The 15,117-nt window shown below is 61.2% G+C and carries 17 protein-coding genes and 1 tRNA gene; 9 read left to right on the top strand and 9 right to left on the bottom strand.

Features of this window, described 5'->3' with window-relative positions; all coding sequences use genetic code 11:
- Nucleotides 1-228: 228 nt before the first annotated feature.
- Nucleotides 229-795 carry an RNA polymerase sigma factor gene (locus K7H91_RS15290; protein WP_330166013.1) on the bottom strand — a complete coding sequence of 189 codons (567 nt, stop codon included), beginning with the start codon at nucleotides 793-795 and terminating at the stop codon, nucleotides 229-231.
- Between the two features lie 5 nt (nucleotides 796-800).
- The gene (locus K7H91_RS15285) at nucleotides 801-959 is read right to left on the bottom strand and encodes a NepR family anti-sigma factor (RefSeq protein ID WP_230721132.1); all 159 of its coding nucleotides are present in this window, start codon (nucleotides 957-959) and stop codon (nucleotides 801-803) included.
- A gap of 206 nt (nucleotides 960-1,165) precedes the next feature.
- Between K7H91_RS15285 and K7H91_RS15280 the strand changes: the two genes are divergently transcribed.
- Complete coding sequence (locus K7H91_RS15280; RefSeq protein ID WP_230721128.1) at nucleotides 1,166-1,960, top strand: response regulator; 795 nt, start codon at nucleotides 1,166-1,168, stop codon at nucleotides 1,958-1,960.
- A gap of 111 nt (nucleotides 1,961-2,071) precedes the next feature.
- Nucleotides 2,072-2,236 (top strand): DUF1328 domain-containing protein, encoded by a 165-nt coding sequence (locus K7H91_RS15275; RefSeq protein ID WP_018064841.1) that lies wholly within the window; start codon nucleotides 2,072-2,074, stop codon nucleotides 2,234-2,236.
- A gap of 123 nt (nucleotides 2,237-2,359) precedes the next feature.
- On the opposite strand, the gene K7H91_RS15270 is transcribed toward K7H91_RS15275, so the two are convergent.
- A complete protein-coding gene (locus tag K7H91_RS15270; RefSeq protein WP_230721127.1) occupies nucleotides 2,360-2,560 on the bottom strand; it encodes a CsbD family protein in 201 nt (66 codons plus the stop codon).
- 277 nt (nucleotides 2,561-2,837) lie between these two features.
- Between K7H91_RS15270 and K7H91_RS15265 the strand changes: the two genes are divergently transcribed.
- On the top strand, nucleotides 2,838-4,562 hold the full coding sequence (locus K7H91_RS15265; RefSeq protein ID WP_230721126.1) for a CHASE domain-containing protein: 1,725 nt from the start codon (nucleotides 2,838-2,840) through the stop codon (nucleotides 4,560-4,562).
- A gap of 56 nt (nucleotides 4,563-4,618) precedes the next feature.
- Here K7H91_RS15265 and K7H91_RS15260 read toward each other — a convergent pair.
- Nucleotides 4,619-4,703, bottom strand: a tRNA-Leu gene (locus tag K7H91_RS15260).
- A gap of 171 nt (nucleotides 4,704-4,874) precedes the next feature.
- Here K7H91_RS15260 and K7H91_RS15255 point away from each other — a divergent pair.
- The gene (locus tag K7H91_RS15255) at nucleotides 4,875-5,456 is read left to right on the top strand and encodes a YqaA family protein (RefSeq protein WP_230721125.1); all 582 of its coding nucleotides are present in this window, start codon (nucleotides 4,875-4,877) and stop codon (nucleotides 5,454-5,456) included.
- Nucleotides 5,457-5,495: 39 nt separating this feature from the next.
- On the top strand, nucleotides 5,496-5,999 hold the full coding sequence (locus K7H91_RS15250; protein ID WP_230721124.1) for a disulfide bond formation protein B: 504 nt from the start codon (nucleotides 5,496-5,498) through the stop codon (nucleotides 5,997-5,999).
- A gap of 15 nt (nucleotides 6,000-6,014) precedes the next feature.
- On the opposite strand, the gene K7H91_RS15245 is transcribed toward K7H91_RS15250, so the two are convergent.
- Nucleotides 6,015-7,007, bottom strand: a complete 993-nt coding sequence (locus tag K7H91_RS15245; RefSeq protein WP_230721123.1) for a KpsF/GutQ family sugar-phosphate isomerase — start codon at nucleotides 7,005-7,007, stop codon at nucleotides 6,015-6,017.
- A 55-nt stretch (nucleotides 7,008-7,062) separates the two neighbouring features.
- The gene (locus K7H91_RS15240; protein WP_230721131.1) at nucleotides 7,063-8,277 is read right to left on the bottom strand and encodes a ubiquinone biosynthesis hydroxylase; all 1,215 of its coding nucleotides are present in this window, start codon (nucleotides 8,275-8,277) and stop codon (nucleotides 7,063-7,065) included.
- 99 nt (nucleotides 8,278-8,376) lie between these two features.
- On the opposite strand from K7H91_RS15240, the gene tesB reads away from it, so the two are divergent.
- From tesB to K7H91_RS15225, 3 genes are all read left to right on the top strand, one after another.
- Nucleotides 8,377-9,273, top strand: coding sequence for an acyl-CoA thioesterase II (gene tesB / locus K7H91_RS15235; RefSeq protein WP_230721122.1), 897 nt, complete (start codon nucleotides 8,377-8,379; stop codon nucleotides 9,271-9,273).
- A gap of 332 nt (nucleotides 9,274-9,605) precedes the next feature.
- A complete protein-coding gene (locus tag K7H91_RS15230; protein ID WP_018064835.1) occupies nucleotides 9,606-9,956 on the top strand; it encodes a P-II family nitrogen regulator in 351 nt (116 codons plus the stop codon).
- A 22-nt stretch (nucleotides 9,957-9,978) separates the two neighbouring features.
- Nucleotides 9,979-11,313 carry an ammonium transporter gene (locus tag K7H91_RS15225; protein ID WP_230721121.1) on the top strand — a complete coding sequence of 445 codons (1,335 nt, stop codon included), beginning with the start codon at nucleotides 9,979-9,981 and terminating at the stop codon, nucleotides 11,311-11,313.
- Nucleotides 11,314-11,975: 662 nt separating this feature from the next.
- Here the strand turns inward: K7H91_RS15225 and K7H91_RS15220 are convergent.
- Both K7H91_RS15220 and K7H91_RS15215 read right to left on the bottom strand, forming a co-directional pair.
- The gene (locus K7H91_RS15220) at nucleotides 11,976-12,533 is read right to left on the bottom strand and encodes an HNH endonuclease (protein WP_230721120.1); all 558 of its coding nucleotides are present in this window, start codon (nucleotides 12,531-12,533) and stop codon (nucleotides 11,976-11,978) included.
- A gap of 115 nt (nucleotides 12,534-12,648) precedes the next feature.
- Nucleotides 12,649-13,293, bottom strand: coding sequence for a DNA-3-methyladenine glycosylase family protein (locus tag K7H91_RS15215; protein ID WP_230721119.1), 645 nt, complete (start codon nucleotides 13,291-13,293; stop codon nucleotides 12,649-12,651).
- 40 nt (nucleotides 13,294-13,333) lie between these two features.
- On the opposite strand from K7H91_RS15215, the gene gluQRS reads away from it, so the two are divergent.
- On the top strand, nucleotides 13,334-14,212 hold the full coding sequence (gene gluQRS / locus K7H91_RS15210) for a tRNA glutamyl-Q(34) synthetase GluQRS (RefSeq protein ID WP_230721118.1): 879 nt from the start codon (nucleotides 13,334-13,336) through the stop codon (nucleotides 14,210-14,212).
- Here gluQRS and K7H91_RS15205 read toward each other — a convergent pair.
- Complete coding sequence (locus K7H91_RS15205; RefSeq protein ID WP_230721117.1) at nucleotides 14,177-15,091, bottom strand: YihY/virulence factor BrkB family protein; 915 nt, start codon at nucleotides 15,089-15,091, stop codon at nucleotides 14,177-14,179. The genes gluQRS and K7H91_RS15205 overlap by 36 nt on opposite strands.
- Between the last annotated feature and the right edge of the window lie 26 nt (nucleotides 15,092-15,117).

The raw sequence follows: 15,117 nt of genomic DNA, 5'->3' as shown, positions 1-15,117 counted from the left end.
AACAATCCTCGTGCTTGACACGAGGATCCAGGCAACGCGGCGAGGGTTCACTGCTGAAATTCATTGACTCTTGGGATAAGTCGCCTGGATGCTCGGATCAAGTCCGAGCATGACCCCTGTGGGAGGCCACTAGTGAAGGTGTCACCCTAGGCATTCAAGGGTTTTTCAGCAGCCTCAGGCCGGTCAGTGACCGGCCCTTGGCAGTATCGGTTTTGCGCGCGTCGCGTCTCAGCCCGGGCGCGACACGAAGGCGCGGCTGACCACGCTTGCGGAATTGGCGTCCGGGCCGAATTCGGTTTCGCCGGTAATGTCCAGCAGCTCCTGCAACTTGCCGCGGGCGCGGGCAATACGGCTCTTGATCGTGCCGATCGCGCAATGGCAGATTTCGGCCGCCTCTTCGTAGGAAAAGCCCGATGCGCCGACGAGAATGATCGCCTCGCGCTGGTCGCTCGGCAGCTTGTTCAGCGCTTCGCGGAAGTCCCGAAGGTCCATCGCGCCATATTGCGCGGGATGGGTGGAAAGCCGCTCGGTGAAGACATTGTCGGAATCCTGAATCTCACGACCGCTCTTGCGCATCTGGCTGTAGAACTCGTTGCGCAGGATGGTGAACAGCCAGGCCTTGATATTGGTGCCCTCGGCAAAGCTGTCCTGCTTGGCCCAGGCCTTCATGATCGTGTCCTGAACCAGATCGTCGGCGAGGTCCTGATGGCCGCAGAGCGAGACGGCGAAGGCGCGCAGGCTGGGCACCGTCTTCAGCATATCCCGCTTGAAACTCGTATCTTCGACTGTTGCCACGGCGGTTACCCCTTTTTTCTGGGCGTGGATGCGGCCTCGGCCGCGTCCAGACGCTCGAGAAGATCGAGAAACCGATCTGGGATTTCCTCCTGTTCGACAGCATTGTAGAGAGCCTTGAGGCGTCTGCTGATCGCCTCCTCGGGACTCTTGGCCGTACCGGGCATGTTCGAACCTTGTTCAAGGTCGCTATTGTTCTTCACCAGTTTTCGCCTCGTTCCATTCCACCGATTCCATTCAAGCCAAAAACGCGGCCCAAAATAAAATGTTCCGCTCTTCGGGAACTTTTTTTCGTCTCCCGCATTCTTGCTTCTTGAGGAATGCTCTAAAAGAGATACCCGCAACGACCTATCGAGGCAGGAGACTACCAGACATGTCGCTTTCAACACGTATCGCCGCCCATCTTCCCTACCTTAGGCGTTACGCACGTGCCGTTACAGGCTCCCAGACATCGGGCGACGCCTATGTTGCCGCCGTACTCGAAACGCTGATTGAAGACGTTTCGCTCTTTCCGGAGGACGGCGACGATAAGGTCTCGCTTTATAAACTCTTCTCTCAGCTTTTCAGTTCCACAACGATCGAAATCGAGGAAATCGAATCGCCCTTTTCCTGGGAAAAGCGCGCCGCGGCCAATCTCATGGCGCTGCCGGCCAAACCCCGCCAGGCCTTTCTGCTGATCTCGCTCGAAAACTTTTCCCATGAGGAAACGGCTCAGATTCTGGACGTCGAGAGCGACAGCGTTTCCAACCTCATCGATGAGGCTTCTTCGGAAATCGCGCGTCAGGTGGCGACCGATATCATGATCATCGAGGACGAGCCGCTGATCGCCATGGATATCGAGCAGATGGTGGAAAGTCTGGGCCACCGCGTCACCGGCATTGCGCGCACCCACGCCGAAGCCGTGGACCTGTTTAAATCCTCGCGCCCGCGCATGGTGCTCGCCGATATCCAGCTCGCCGACGGCAGCTCGGGCATCGACGCGGTCAACGATATTCTGGCGGCCGAATCGCTGCCGGTGATCTTCATCACCGCCTTCCCGGAAAGGCTTCTGACGGGCGAACGTCCGGAGCCGACCTTCCTGGTCACCAAGCCCTTCAATCCCGACATGGTCAAGGCGCTGATCAGCCAGGCGCTGTTCTTCCAGGAACATCACGAACAGGCGGCATAAGCCTTAAAACTTCCGTAAGCATGAGGGCGGCTTCGGTCGCCCTTTTTCTTTGGAACCGGAACTCCGGTGGCGCCTGGGCGTTTTCCTTCTACAAACACAAGGAGAATTTCCATGCTTTACTATGCCGTTGTTTTCCTGGTGATAGCCCTGGTCGCTGCCGCGCTTGGTTTCGGCGGCATCGCCGGCGCTTCAGCAGGTATCGCGCAGATTCTGTTCTTTCTGTTTCTGCTGTTCTTCGCCGTCGCGGTCATCGTGAACTTCGCGCGCAGCCGCTAACAACAGAGTTTCCTCCCCAAAGCGGGCCGCCTGATGGCGGTCCGTTTTTTGTTGTCTTTTCCGGACAGAAAAAAGGGCGGGAGCGCTTCAGCGCTCCCGCCCGAAAACTTTTCAGTCACGTTATCAGTTTGAACTGTTCATCCAGTTATCGACGTCGCGTTCGGCCTCGTCGCGCTCCTTGCCGTAGCGCTCCTGAATCTTGCCCACGAGTTTTTCGCGGTTGCCGGCAACGACATCGAGGTCGTCATTGGTCAGCTTGCCCCAACGGGCCTGCACTTCGCCGGTGAACTGCTTCCAGTTGCCTTCGATACGGTCCCAATTCATAAGCCTGCTCCTTTCAGCTTAGCTTTTCTATGTCCGGTAAACGCGTCACCCGTTCGGGGTGTTCCATCCCTCGCACGAAGATTGACAACCCTTCGAAAATTAGGAATGTACGGAAGCAGGCACTGAGTGCCGGTGCGCACAAGCAAAATGAAACAAATGCTTCATCGGTCACGTGCTTCTTTCGGCACATTTACGCAAACAACCGAAGTCGTTTCACTTTCCTGGCGCGTATGGGTGAAATTGGCCGGCCGTAAGCCGGTCGGGCTGTGAAGAAGACATGCGATTCGACAAGGCAGACAACGGCACTGTTTCGACCATCAGCCGCATCCTTCCCGCGCTGGTGTTTCTGGTGGTCGCCATTATCGGCATCGGCATGTCGTTTTCGATCTACCGGGCGTCCGAGGTCGAGCGCCGCGCCAAGTTCGAGGTCGTGGCGGGCGACGCCACTGACCGGATCGTCAACCGTTTCTATCAGCACATGTCGCTCCTGGAGGCGACCAAGGCGTTTTTCGAGGCGACGGACGGCAATATCGACCGTCCTGCTTTCCGCACCTATGTCGGCGGTCTGGATACCGAAGGGCGCTATGACGGCATCCAGGGCATCGGCTTTGCCCGGATGGTCTATGCCGGGAACGAGGGCCGCGCCGAGGACATGATCAGCCGCGCCTATGGCGAGAACCACCCGATATGGCCCGAGACCGACCAGGACTACCGCGCCGCGATCGTGATGATCGAACCGGACAATGAGCGCAACCGCGCCGCCATCGGCTACGACATGTACAGCGAACCCGTGCGCCGCGACGCCATGGCCAAGGCCTTTGCCACCGATACGCCGCGCGCCAGCGGGCCGGTGGAGCTGGTGCAGGAAATCACCGAAGACAAGCAGGCCGGCTTTCTGCTCTATTTGCCGTTCAAGATGGATCGCGGCGAGAACAATGCGGACGGCAATCTGCCGCTTTCCGGGTTTATCTATGCGCCGTTTCGCGCCGGCGATCTCTATCGCGCGGTTATGAACGCCTCGCCGGCGCTGCCCGTGGCCATCCACGCCTACGACAAGGATGCGCCCGAAATTCCCTTGTTCGAATCCGCGACCTATGATGCCGCTTTGGAGCGTAGCGCGCTCACCTCGTCCCGCGAGGTCGATATTGCCGGCAGGACGTGGGTGCTGGAGATGACGCCGAGCGCGGCATTCGAAAAGGCCGCCTTCGATATCACGCCCTTTGTCGTCGGCTGCGTGGCGCTGCTTCTGGCGGTTGCCCTCGCCCTTGCCGCGCAGTGGCAGATCAAGGCGCTGGCCGCGGCCCGCGAGGTTCAGCGCGTAACCGAGAAATCCCTGCAGGAGCGCGAGCTGATGCTGCAGGAGATGAAGCACCGGATCAAGAATTCGATTGCCCGCATGCTCGCGATCGCCCGCCAGACGGCCCACCATTCGGAAAATCTCGAGCAGTTCGTGGAATCCTATTCCGCCCGACTTCAGGCCATGTCGACGGCGCAGGACGTGCTGACCCGTTCGCGCTGGCAGCGCGCCGACCTGAAGGAGTTGCTGAACAAGGAACTGGAACAGGTGTTCGGCAATGGCGAATCGCATTACGAGGTCTACGGCCCGAGTGCGGAGATCGACGAGAAGGCGACCCAGGCCTTCAGCCTCACCTTCCATGAACTGGCCACCAACGCGCTCAAATATGGCGGCATGTCGGGCGACGGCGCGGGACTGAAGGTCTCGTGGAGCTTTCAGGGCACAGGCGCCGAGCGCAAGCTGAAGCTGATCTGGGAGGAAACCGGCGCAGGACCCGTCGCGCCCCCGGAACGCAAGGGCTTCGGCACCCGCCTGATCGACGCCAACATCATCGGCGAGCTGAACGGCACGATCGACCGCCAGTACGGCGAGGATGGCCTGAAGATCGAGATCACCTTCCCGAACCCCACCAAGCGGACAGCGCCGCGCCGCTCCCGCTGGCGCCGCACCCGCCGCGCGCGGCTGGCGGAAAAGAAGGGCGAGTGAGCCGCTGCGCGGGACCGATTGGTGCCGCGTTTCGAATTAGCGATGTGCGGGAAAGATGGTGCCCCTTGCCGGAATCGAACCAGCACTCCTTTCGGAACCTGATTTTGAGTCAGGCGCGTCTACCAGTTCCGCCAAAGGGGCCCTTTGCCTCGTCTGAAGGCAGGCATGGCGGAATATAAGGAGATCGGGCCGGGCGTCAACACGCTTCTGACGCCGGGCATGCACAAATTTGAGCCATGCGGCTCTTGAGTGATGGACATGGCGGGCCGGAGACAGCATTCTCCGGCGACGCAAATCAACCCCGGACGTTCCATGCTGCGCAGACTTTACAACTGGACGCTTTCGCTTGCCGCCAATCGCAATGCCGAACGCGTTCTTTTCGGGATATCATTCGCCGAAAGCTCGTTCTTTCCGATCCCGCCGGATGTGCTGTTGATCCCGATGGTGATCGCCCGGCCGGCAAAGTGGTTCCGGATCGCGCTGATTTGCACGCTGGCATCGATACTCGGCGCGATCGCCGGCTATCTGATCGGCATGTTCCTGTTCGAGCAGGTTGCCCGCCCGATCCTCGATTTCTACGGCAAGCAGGATTCGTTCGACCGGGTGGCCGAATGGTACAACACATGGGGCGGCTGGGGCGTGCTTTTTGCCGCCATCACGCCCTTCCCCTACAAGGTGCTGACGCTGTTTTCCGGCGCCACGGGCCTCAACTTCGGCATCTTCCTTCTGGTCAGCGTGATCGGGCGGTCGTTCCGGTTCTTTCTGATCGCCTGGCTGCTCAATCGTTACGGCCCGCCGATCCGTGATTTCATCGAGAAATATCTCGGTCTTCTTTTCACCCTATTCGTCGTTCTTCTGGCGGGCGGGTTCTATCTGGTCAAATATGTGTTCTAGAGCATTTCGCGCGCTTGCGGCGCGCTTCAAGAGGGTTATATGTCCGCGCGTTCTTTCTCCCGCATTCCGATCAGCCTGACGCTGTCGACGCTCGCCATGGCCGTCACGGTCGGGACGGCGCTCGGCTTCGAGCATCTCGGCGGTTACATTCCCTGCCATCTCTGCCTTCTGGAGCGCAACCCCTATTATATCGGCGTGCCGGTCGGCATTCTCGGCCTTCTTGCCTGGCGCTTCGGCATGCCGCGCCTTGTCGCGCGGCTGGCGCTCCTCGTCATTGCCGCGCTGATGGTCTGGGGCATGGTCATGGGCGTCTATCACGCCGGCGTTGAATGGCACTGGTGGGCCGGGCCGTCCGATTGCTCAGGCTCGATGGCCGGTGTCACCACGAACGCCATGGACCTGCTCGGCGATCTCAACAGCGTCACCGGCCCGAAATGCGACGAGGCGGCGCTGCGCGTGCTCGGCCTGTCCTTCGCTGGCTGGAACGTGGTCGCAAGCCTGGCGATCGCGGCAATCGCGCTCTGGGGCGCACGCGGGAAATAAGCCGGGCAGATTGACTCAGGCCGCGCCGATCCGCAGGAAATCGTGGAAGTGGACGATGCCGAGCGGGCGGTTGTTGTCGTCGACCACCATCAGCGCGGAAATATTGTGCTTTTGCAAAAGCGCCATGGCGGCGGAGACCAGCATGGTCTTTCCGACCGTCTTCGGCGCCGCGGTCATCACGTCTTCCACCGCGAGCTTGCTCATGTCGCGGGCAAGATTGCGGGCGAGATCGCCATCGGTGATGATGCCGGCGAGTCGTCCATCCTCCGTCAGCACGCCGACGCAGCCGAAACGGCGCTGCGACAGCACCATGATCGCCTCCGGCAGCGGCGTGCCCGCGGGCACCAGCGGCACCTCATCCCCGACATGCATGATATCGGCGACATGGGAGAGCAGCGCGCCGAGCTTGCCGCCCGGATGATAGATCTTGAAATCGACCGCGGAAAAGCCGCGCGCCTCCAGAAGCGCGATCGCCAGCGCATCGCCCAGCGCGAGCTGCATCGTGGTGGAGGTCGTGGGCGCAAGCCCGTGCGGACAGGCCTCTTCCGCCTTCGGCAGGTCGAGCACGATATCCGCTGCCAGCGCCAGCGAGGATTGGCGGCCCGAGGTGATCGCGATCAACGGAATGGCAAAACGCCGCGTATAGGCGACCAGGGCAGTCAGCTCGCTGCTTTCCCCGCTCCATGACAAGGCGAGCACGGCATCCTTCTGGGAAATCATGCCCATGTCGCCGTGATTGGCTTCGGCGGGATGCACGAAGAAGGCCGGCGTGCCGGTGGAGGCGAAGGTGGCGGCGATCTTGGTGCCGACATGGCCGCTCTTGCCGACCCCCGAGACGATCACATGCCCCGCCGTCTGCCTGAGCAGCGCCACGGCCTTTTCGAACGGCTCGGCCAGCCCGTTGCCGAGCGCCGCCGACAGGGCCTCCAGTCCCTTGCGTTCAAACTCAAGCGTCCTCAGCCCCGAAAGGGCCGCCTCGCCCAAAGCATTTTCATTCACATCCGCCATGCCACGCTGTTAGCGCCTTTGCTTGGTACAATCAATACTATGGCTGAAGGCGCGCTCAGAGCGGTTCGCCCGCCAGCAGCTTCGGCAGGTCTCGAGCCGTCCGGCCCGAGGCTTCCTCGATGAAATAGCGCTTCAGCCGGGGCATGCGATCGACCACGCCGAGGCCGAAATCGCGCGCCATGCGCAACGGGCCGATATCGTTGGAAAACAGCCGGTTCAGCACATCGGTGGTCATGCCCATGCGCACCGTGTCGAACCGCCGCCAGCGCTGATAGCGCTCCAGCGTGTCGAGCGCGCCGATATCGAGGCCATTGCGATCCGCCTCGACGATGGTCTGGGCAAGGGCCGCGACATCCTTGAAGCCGAGATTGAGACCCTGGCCCGAAATCGGATGGATGCCGTGGGCTGCGTCGCCTGCCAGCGCCAGCCGCGGCGCGATGAACGAGCGCGACAGCGTGAGGCCCAGCGGGAAGGCGCGCCTGCCGCCGGCCAGCGTGAGTTTGCCGAGATGATGCCCGAAGCGGCGCTCCAGCTCGGCCTCGAACACCATGTCGTCGCTGTCGACGAGACGTTGGGCGTCTTCCGTGCGCTCTGTCCAGACCAGCGAGGAGCGGTTGCCGGTGAGCGGCAGAATGGCGAAGGGGCCCGCCGGCAGGAAATGCTCTTCCGCCCGGCCGTTATGCGGGCGCTCATGGGCGACGGTGGTGACGATGCCGGACTGGCCATAGTCGAATTTGACCGTCTTGATGCCGGCCATGTCGCGCAGCCTCGAGCGCACGCCGTCGCAGGCAACCACCAGCCGCGTCGCGATCTCCTCGCCGTCGGCAAGGGTGAGTTTCGCATGGCCGCCCTCGGCCGAAAAATCGGTTACGGCGGCGTCGTGGCGGATCGTGATGCCGAGCGTGTCTGCCGCGCGGCGCAACGCCCTGACCATGGCGACATTCGGGATCATGTAGGCGAAGGGGTCGCTCGCCTCACCGCGTTCGCCGAAGGTGAGGAACACCGGCTTGACCGGTTCGCCGGTCTCCGAATCGGTCACGATCATCTCGTTGATCGGCTGGGCGTGGTCCTTGATCTCGTCCCACAGGTCCAGCGTTTTCAGCATGTTGATCGCGGCTGCGATAATGGCCGAGGCGCGCTCGTCCTTTTCCCACACATGTTCCGGGGCCGCCTCCATCAGCTCGATCTCGAGATGGGGCGCCGCTTTCTTGACCGCGACCGCGACCGAGAGCCCGACATAGCCGCCGCCTACGATGACGATATCCTTCATGTCCCGATCCTTCCTGCGTCTCGCCATATCTCGCTCCTTCTCAGCAAAGCTGTTATAGGCCATTGCGATACTCATGGGATATATAGGGACCGCGTTCAAATGTCACAGCCCGGTAATGACCACGGCGGCAAGGCGCTCGCCGCTCTTCTCGATCTCGAGCGGCTCGAGGAGAACCTCTATCGCGGCCAGAGCCCTGCCACCACCTGGCAGCGCGTCTTTGGCGGTCAGGTCGTTGCCCAGTCGTTGGTGGCGACCCAGAGAACGGCTCCCGAAGGGCATCTCGTCCACTCGCTCCACGGCTATTTCATGCGTCCCGGCGATACCGAGGTGCCGATCATCTTCCAGGTCGAGCGGCTGCGCGATGGACGGAGTTTTTCGACACGCAGCGTGCGCGCGATCCAGCACGGTCAGCCGATTTTCATCATGACCGCCTCGTTTCAAACGGAAGAGGAAGGCTTTCAGCATCAGGATGCCATGCCGGATGTGCCGTCTCCCGAAGAACTGGCCTCGAGCGACATCATCAATGATTCGAAGAACGCGCCCGCGCCGGTGCGCAATTACTGGATGCGCGAGCGGCCGATCGAGATCCGTCCCGTCGATCTCGAAAATTTTCTCTGGCGCAAGAAGCCAGGCGGCCGGCAGAATATCTGGATCCGGGCCAACGGTCCGTCGCCGCACGGGCGTGACTATCAGGCGGCCTTTCTGGCCTATATGTCGGACATGACCCTGCTGGACGCCACGCTCTATCCGCATCAGAGCTCGGTCTTTTCAGACCATGTCCAGGCGGCAAGCCTTGACCACGCGGTCTGGTTTCACCGGCCGTTCGATATCGAGGACTGGCTGCTCTATTCGCAGGAAAGCCCTTCGGCGAGCGGCAGTCGGGGCTTTGCCCATGGCCGCATCTTCAGCCGCGACGGCACGCTGGTCGCTTCCGTCGCCCAGGAAGGCCTGATCCGCATACGCGATCGCGCGCGGCCGTTTTACAACAAGCCGTGACCGGGCGCGATCGACGCCGGAGCGGTTGAAAGTGCCCATATTGCGCGCATGCTGGGCCTTCTGATTGACGGCCTGAAGCGGCGCGGCTGATCCCCATTCCGGCATTTGCATAAAAAAAAGGCAATTGCCAAAAATAACGCACGGAATCGCCGCAACTTTGTGGCGGGCATTTCGTCGCACATATATCCCTGAAAATATCCCATTAATATCAATAATTTGTGACGTCAGTTCCAAACTGGCACGGTCTTTGTATGTCTGCGATAGGCCGCTGACGAATTTCTATTCGAGGGCGGTAAGGAGAACCGGCTTTTCGAAGCTGCGGGTAACAAAGGATGGGAAACCAGATGAAAATTGTGATGGCCATCATAAAGCCGTTCAAGCTGGATGAGGTGCGTGAGGCCCTCACCGCCGTCGGCATTCAGGGCCTGACCGTGACCGAAGTGAAAGGTTACGGCCGGCAGAAGGGGCACACCGAGATCTATCGCGGTACCGAATATGCCGTCAGCTTTCTTCCCAAGCTGAAGATCGAAGTCGCGGTCGCCGCCGATGTGGTCGAAAAGGCTGTCGAGGCGATCGCCTCCTCCGCCAAGACCGGACAGATCGGCGACGGCAAGATCTTTGTCTATTCCATCGAACAGGCCGTGCGCATCCGCACCGGCGAAACCGATTCCGAAGCGCTGTAAATCAGCAGGGGGTAATCAGTCTATGTCTTCCAAACTCAAATATATTGCGGGTTTTGCTGCCCTTGCCGCAGCGACCGCCGCCTTTCCTGCCTTCGCTCAGGAAGAGGCCGCAGAGGCCGTGGTTGAAGTGGCTTCGGGCGCGCCCGCCGCTGATACGGTCGTGATCTTCAACACCTTGCTGTTCCTCATCGGCGGCTTCCTGGTCATGTGGATGGCTGCAGGTTTCGCCATGCTGGAAATGGGCCTGGTGCGCAAGAAGAACGCTTCGATGCAGGGCCTGAAGAACATCGCCCTTTATTCCGTCGGCGGCATCATGTTCTGGTTCACCGGCTATAACCTGATGTATACCGGCGTCGACGGCGGTTTCATGGGCTCTTTCGGCCCCTATGTCTTCCCGGGCCCCGGCATGGATGACGGCGCTGCCGGCTATTCCGTCGCCTCCGACTGGTTCTTCCAGATGGTGTTCTGCGCCACGACCGCCTCGATCGTGTCCGGTACCGTTGCCGAGCGCATCAAGTTCTGGCCGTTCATCATCTTTACCGTCATCCTGACCGGTATTCTCTACCCGATCACCGGTTCCTGGCAGTGGGGCGGCGGCTGGCTTTCCGAAATGGGCTTCTCCGACTTTGCCGGTTCGACGCTGGTTCACTCGGTCGGCGGCTGGGCCGCTCTTGCCGGCGCGCTTGTTCTCGGGGCACGTACGGGCAAATATGCCGCTGACGGCTCGGTTCATCCGATGCCGGGCTCCAACATCCCGCTCGCCGTTCTCGGTACCTTCATCCTGTGGCTCGGCTGGTTCGGCTTCAACGGCGCTTCGCAGCTTGCCATCGGCTCGATTGCGGATGCCGGCGATGTCTCCAAGATCTTCGTCAACACCAACCTGGCCGCTGCGGCCGGCGCCGTTGTCACGATGATCCTGCTGCAGATCGTCTACAAGCGGGTCGACGTCACTATGGTGCTGAACGGCGCGCTGGCCGGTCTGGTCTCGATCACGGCCGAACCGCTGACGCCTTCCGTTCCGGCGGCCCTGTTCATCGGCGGTATCGGCGGCGTCATCGTCGTCGTCTTCGTCCCGCTGCTCGACAAGCTGAAGATCGACGATGTTGTCGGTGCGATCCCGGTTCACCTGATCGCCGGTATCTGGGGCACGTTCATCGTACCGCTGACCAATGACGGCACGTCCTTCGGCACCCAGATTGTCGGTATCGTCGCCATCGGCGCCTTCACCTTCATCGCGTCGTTCGTCATCTGGTTCATTCTCAAGGCAATCATGGGCATCCGTGTTTCGCCTGAGGAAGAAGAGATGGGTCTCGACAAGTCCGAGGTTGGCGTCGAAGCCTATCCGGAATTCATGTAATCCCAGCCGGGGCCGCCGTGCGGCGGCTCCAGACGATTTCAGGATGCATCGCAGAACCCGCCGGCCAGTCCGGCGGGTTCATTATTTTGTGGCGAGGCGAAATCCGCAGATATCCACGAAGCGTCACGAAACCTGACGATCGGGAGGCGCGCTGCTGCGAGGAGCCGATCGGTATTTTTTGACCGCATGATCGGCCCGAGCGGGAACTTTCCAGACCGCGGTTCCGTTCAGAACGAATGCGCCGGCTGCGATCGATGATCAAAACTTGTTATTGTCGTGGATGGGTGATTGCGTTTGTGGCGTGTGCCGGCTAGGGGAAATACCAAAAAAAGTCCAGGGGACAGGCAGGCGCTGGCTCTGCCGAGTTGGAAACACCGCAAGTTTTGGACTGAATGTGAAAAATCTCAGACTCTTCAAATGTTCCTGTCATCACCCTTTGCGGTTTGGAACGAAAAATTGTTCTTATTGCTTCAGGCCCACGCCGTTCTACAATCGCATTCCGTTTTGGGCAGCACTTCTGCTCGTCATTGCTGTGCTTTCCATGCAGCTTTTCGGTTTCGGTTTTGACGAAACGCTGAGCGCAGCCGAATCTGATGCTTCGGCAACCCAGAACATGGCTGGAGGCCTCTGAAACTGGATTTGCCGACGCGCAAGGCGCCTTGTTACGGTTCCAGTTCGCTGTCCCAGTAGAGATAGTCCAGCCAGCTTTCATGCAGATAGTTCGGTGGGAACTGCCGGCCGTTATTGTGCAGGTCCTGCACCGTCGGCTGGAAGGGTTTGTGGAAGGGGATCATGCCGGCCTGTTTGGGCAGACGGGATCCCTTTTTCAGATTGCACGGCGAGCAGGCCGCGACCACGTTTTCCCACGTGGTTTCGCCGCCGCGACAGCGCGGGATCACGTGGTCGAAGGTCAGTTCTTCGCGGCTGCCGCAATACTGGCACTGAAAGCGGTCCCGCAAGAAAACGTTGAAGCGGGTGAAGGCCGGGTGGCGCGAGGGTTTGATATAGGTCTTCAGGCACACCACGCTCGGCAGCCGCATCGAGAAGCTGGGCGACGACACGGCCTGATCATACTCGGCTATGATGTTCACACGGTCGAGGAATACGGCCTTGATCGCGTCCTGCCAGGACCAGAGCGACAAGGGGTAATAACTCAGCGGCCTGTAGTCGGCGTTCAGAACGAGCGCCGGCAAGGCCTGAGGCGAGACTGCAATCGTCAAGTTGCTCTCCTGATCGATTCGGCATCTGTCTCCTGTATATTAGGCTCGTTGTTACAGTATTGTGAAGCCTGATTAATCACCCCGTCTGTTTCGACTGCCAAATGCCGCAAAAACCTTATCCCACCGGGACGACGTCTCTTTTTGTCATCTGCGCGTAATGCGCCCAGAGAATTCGGGCGGCCACCGAACGATAGGGCCGCCAGTCCCGCGCAAGCGACCTGAGCGTCGCGGCATCGGGCCGTTCATTGAGCCCGAACGCGTCCGCTGCGGCAATGCGCAGGGCCAGATCGCCGGCCGGAAAGATGTCGACATGGCCAGCGCAGAACATCAGATAAACTTCCGCCGTCCAGACGCCGATGCCGCGATAGGCCGTCAGAAGCGCCATCGCCTCGTCCGCCGGCAGGGCGTCAACGGCGGCGAGATCGAGCGCGCCCTCGGCAATCGCCCTTGCGATGCCGTCGAGCGTCGCCTGCTTGGCGCGCGTCAGGCCGATGCCGGCATGGGCCTCGGGCGAAAGCGCCAGATAGGTCTCGGCCGTCAGCGGGTCGCAGGCGGCGCGAAGCCGCGCGAAAATCGCAGCGGCCGCCTGTTTGGAAATCATCTGGCCGGCCACCACCTCCGAAAGCCCGGCAAAACCCGAAGGCAGCAGGCGAAGCGGAATTTCGGGGCAGGTTGCGGCAAGGCCGGCAAGCAGGGGCGCATCCGCGCAAAGGTCCGCGAGCGCCGTTTGCAGGTCATCGCCATTGCGCAGCCGCTCCATCCGCCTTGCTCCTTTCCTTGAAAACCGGATAGTTCATCGCATGAAACACGTTACGGATCGACCCGTTTTCCGCTTCGCGCCGAGCTTGAACGGCTACCTGCATCTCGGCCACGCCTTGTCCGCCTTCGAAAACCAGCGGCGGGCAAAGGCTGTGGGCGGCAGGCTGCTGCTCAGGATCGAGGATATCGACCAGACCCGCGCGACGCCGGAGCTTGAGGCGGCGCTGATCGAGGACCTCGACTGGCTCGGCATCGCCTTCGAGCCCCCGCTCTTCCGCCAGTCGGAGCATTTTTCCGATTATCAGGCGATGCTTGACCGGCTGATCGTCGCGGGACTGGCCTATCCGGCCTTCATGACCCGCGGCGAGGTGCGCCGGCTGGTCGAGGCCTTTGAGGCGGAGGGAAGCGCCTGGCCGCGCGATCCCGATGGCGCGCCGCTCTATCCGGCCGCCGACCGGCTGCGCGGTGAGGAAGAGCGCCAGATGCTGCTTGCCTCAGGCAAGCGCCATGCCTGGCGGCTCGATATGGAAGCGGCGGTGGCCCGAATCGGCAAGCCGCTCTGCTGGCGCGAGGAAACGGAGGGCGGGGCCATCGATATTCCGGCCGATCCCGCGGTCTGGGGCGATGTGGTGCTGTCGCGTTCGGATGCGCCGTCGAGCTATCATCTTTCGGTGGTCACCGATGATGCGGCGCAGGGCATCACCCATGTGGTGCGCGGCCTCGACCTCTATCACGCCACCGCGATCCACCGCCTGCTACAGGAACTTCTGGGGCTTCCCGCGCCGGTCTATCATCACCACCGGCTGATTCTGGGACCCGACGGGCGCAAGCTATCCAAATCGAACGGCGATACCGCGCTCCGGCAGTTGCGCGCCGAAGGGCGGTCAGTGGCTGATATCCGTGTCCTTTGCGGGATCTGAATGCTTGGCCCTGCGCGAGCGGTGGCGGCTCCAGGGCGCGTGCTTGATCACCTTGTATTTCAAAAGCGCCGCGTTCACCTCCGCGCCTAAAAGCAGGATCACGCCGATCGAATAGAGAAACACCAGCAGGATCATCGGCGTGGCAAGCCCGGCATAGGTGGCGCTGTATTGCGCGAAGGTGCCGAGATAATAGGCGAAGCCGGAGGCGAAGATCGCCCAGAACACCAGCGTCAGAATGATGCCGGGGAGCACGTCGACCAGCCGGCGGCGGCCGGCCGCCAGAAACAGGTGCGCGATCACCAGCCCGAACATCAGCAACAGGAAGGTGCCCACGAGGCGGGCATTGGCAAGCGTCGTCAACCCGTTCTCCAGCCAGGGAAACCAGCGCTCGGCAAAGTGCAGCGCGATCGGCACCACCACGAACATGATGCTCAGAAAGGCGAAGATAATCGAGGCCAGAAGCACGAAGCCGAGGCTCTTGATCCTGAGCCACCACCACGTCCGGGTTTCCTCCACGCGGTAGGCGCGGTTGAGCGAAAGCCTGACGGCTTCCACGCCATTGGAGGCGAAATAGGCGGCGGCCAGCACCGAAACCGTCAGCAGTCCGCCGCGCGGCACGGTCAGCACCTGGCGGATCTGGTTGGAAACGGGCTCGGCGATCTCCTTCGGCCATGCGCCGACAATGGTGTTGATCGCGATGTCGGCGAACTGGTCGGCGCCGAGAAAGCCCGCCAGCGTGGTGCCGAAAATCAGGAACGGAAACAACGCAAGCAATGTGGAGAGCGCCACATGGCTCGCCATGGCCCAGCCGTCGTCCTCGCTGAAGTGGTAGAGCGCGTCATAGGCCACCTTGAAGGTCGTGCGGATCGGCTTTCTCATTATTGCTCCAAAAGGCGTTTCGCGGT

The organism is Martelella mediterranea, from assembly GCF_021021415.1.
In the GTDB taxonomy this organism is placed as follows: Bacteria; Pseudomonadota; Alphaproteobacteria; order Rhizobiales; family Rhizobiaceae; genus Martelella; species Martelella mediterranea_C.
This window is presented reverse-complemented; position numbering and strand designations above follow the sequence as displayed.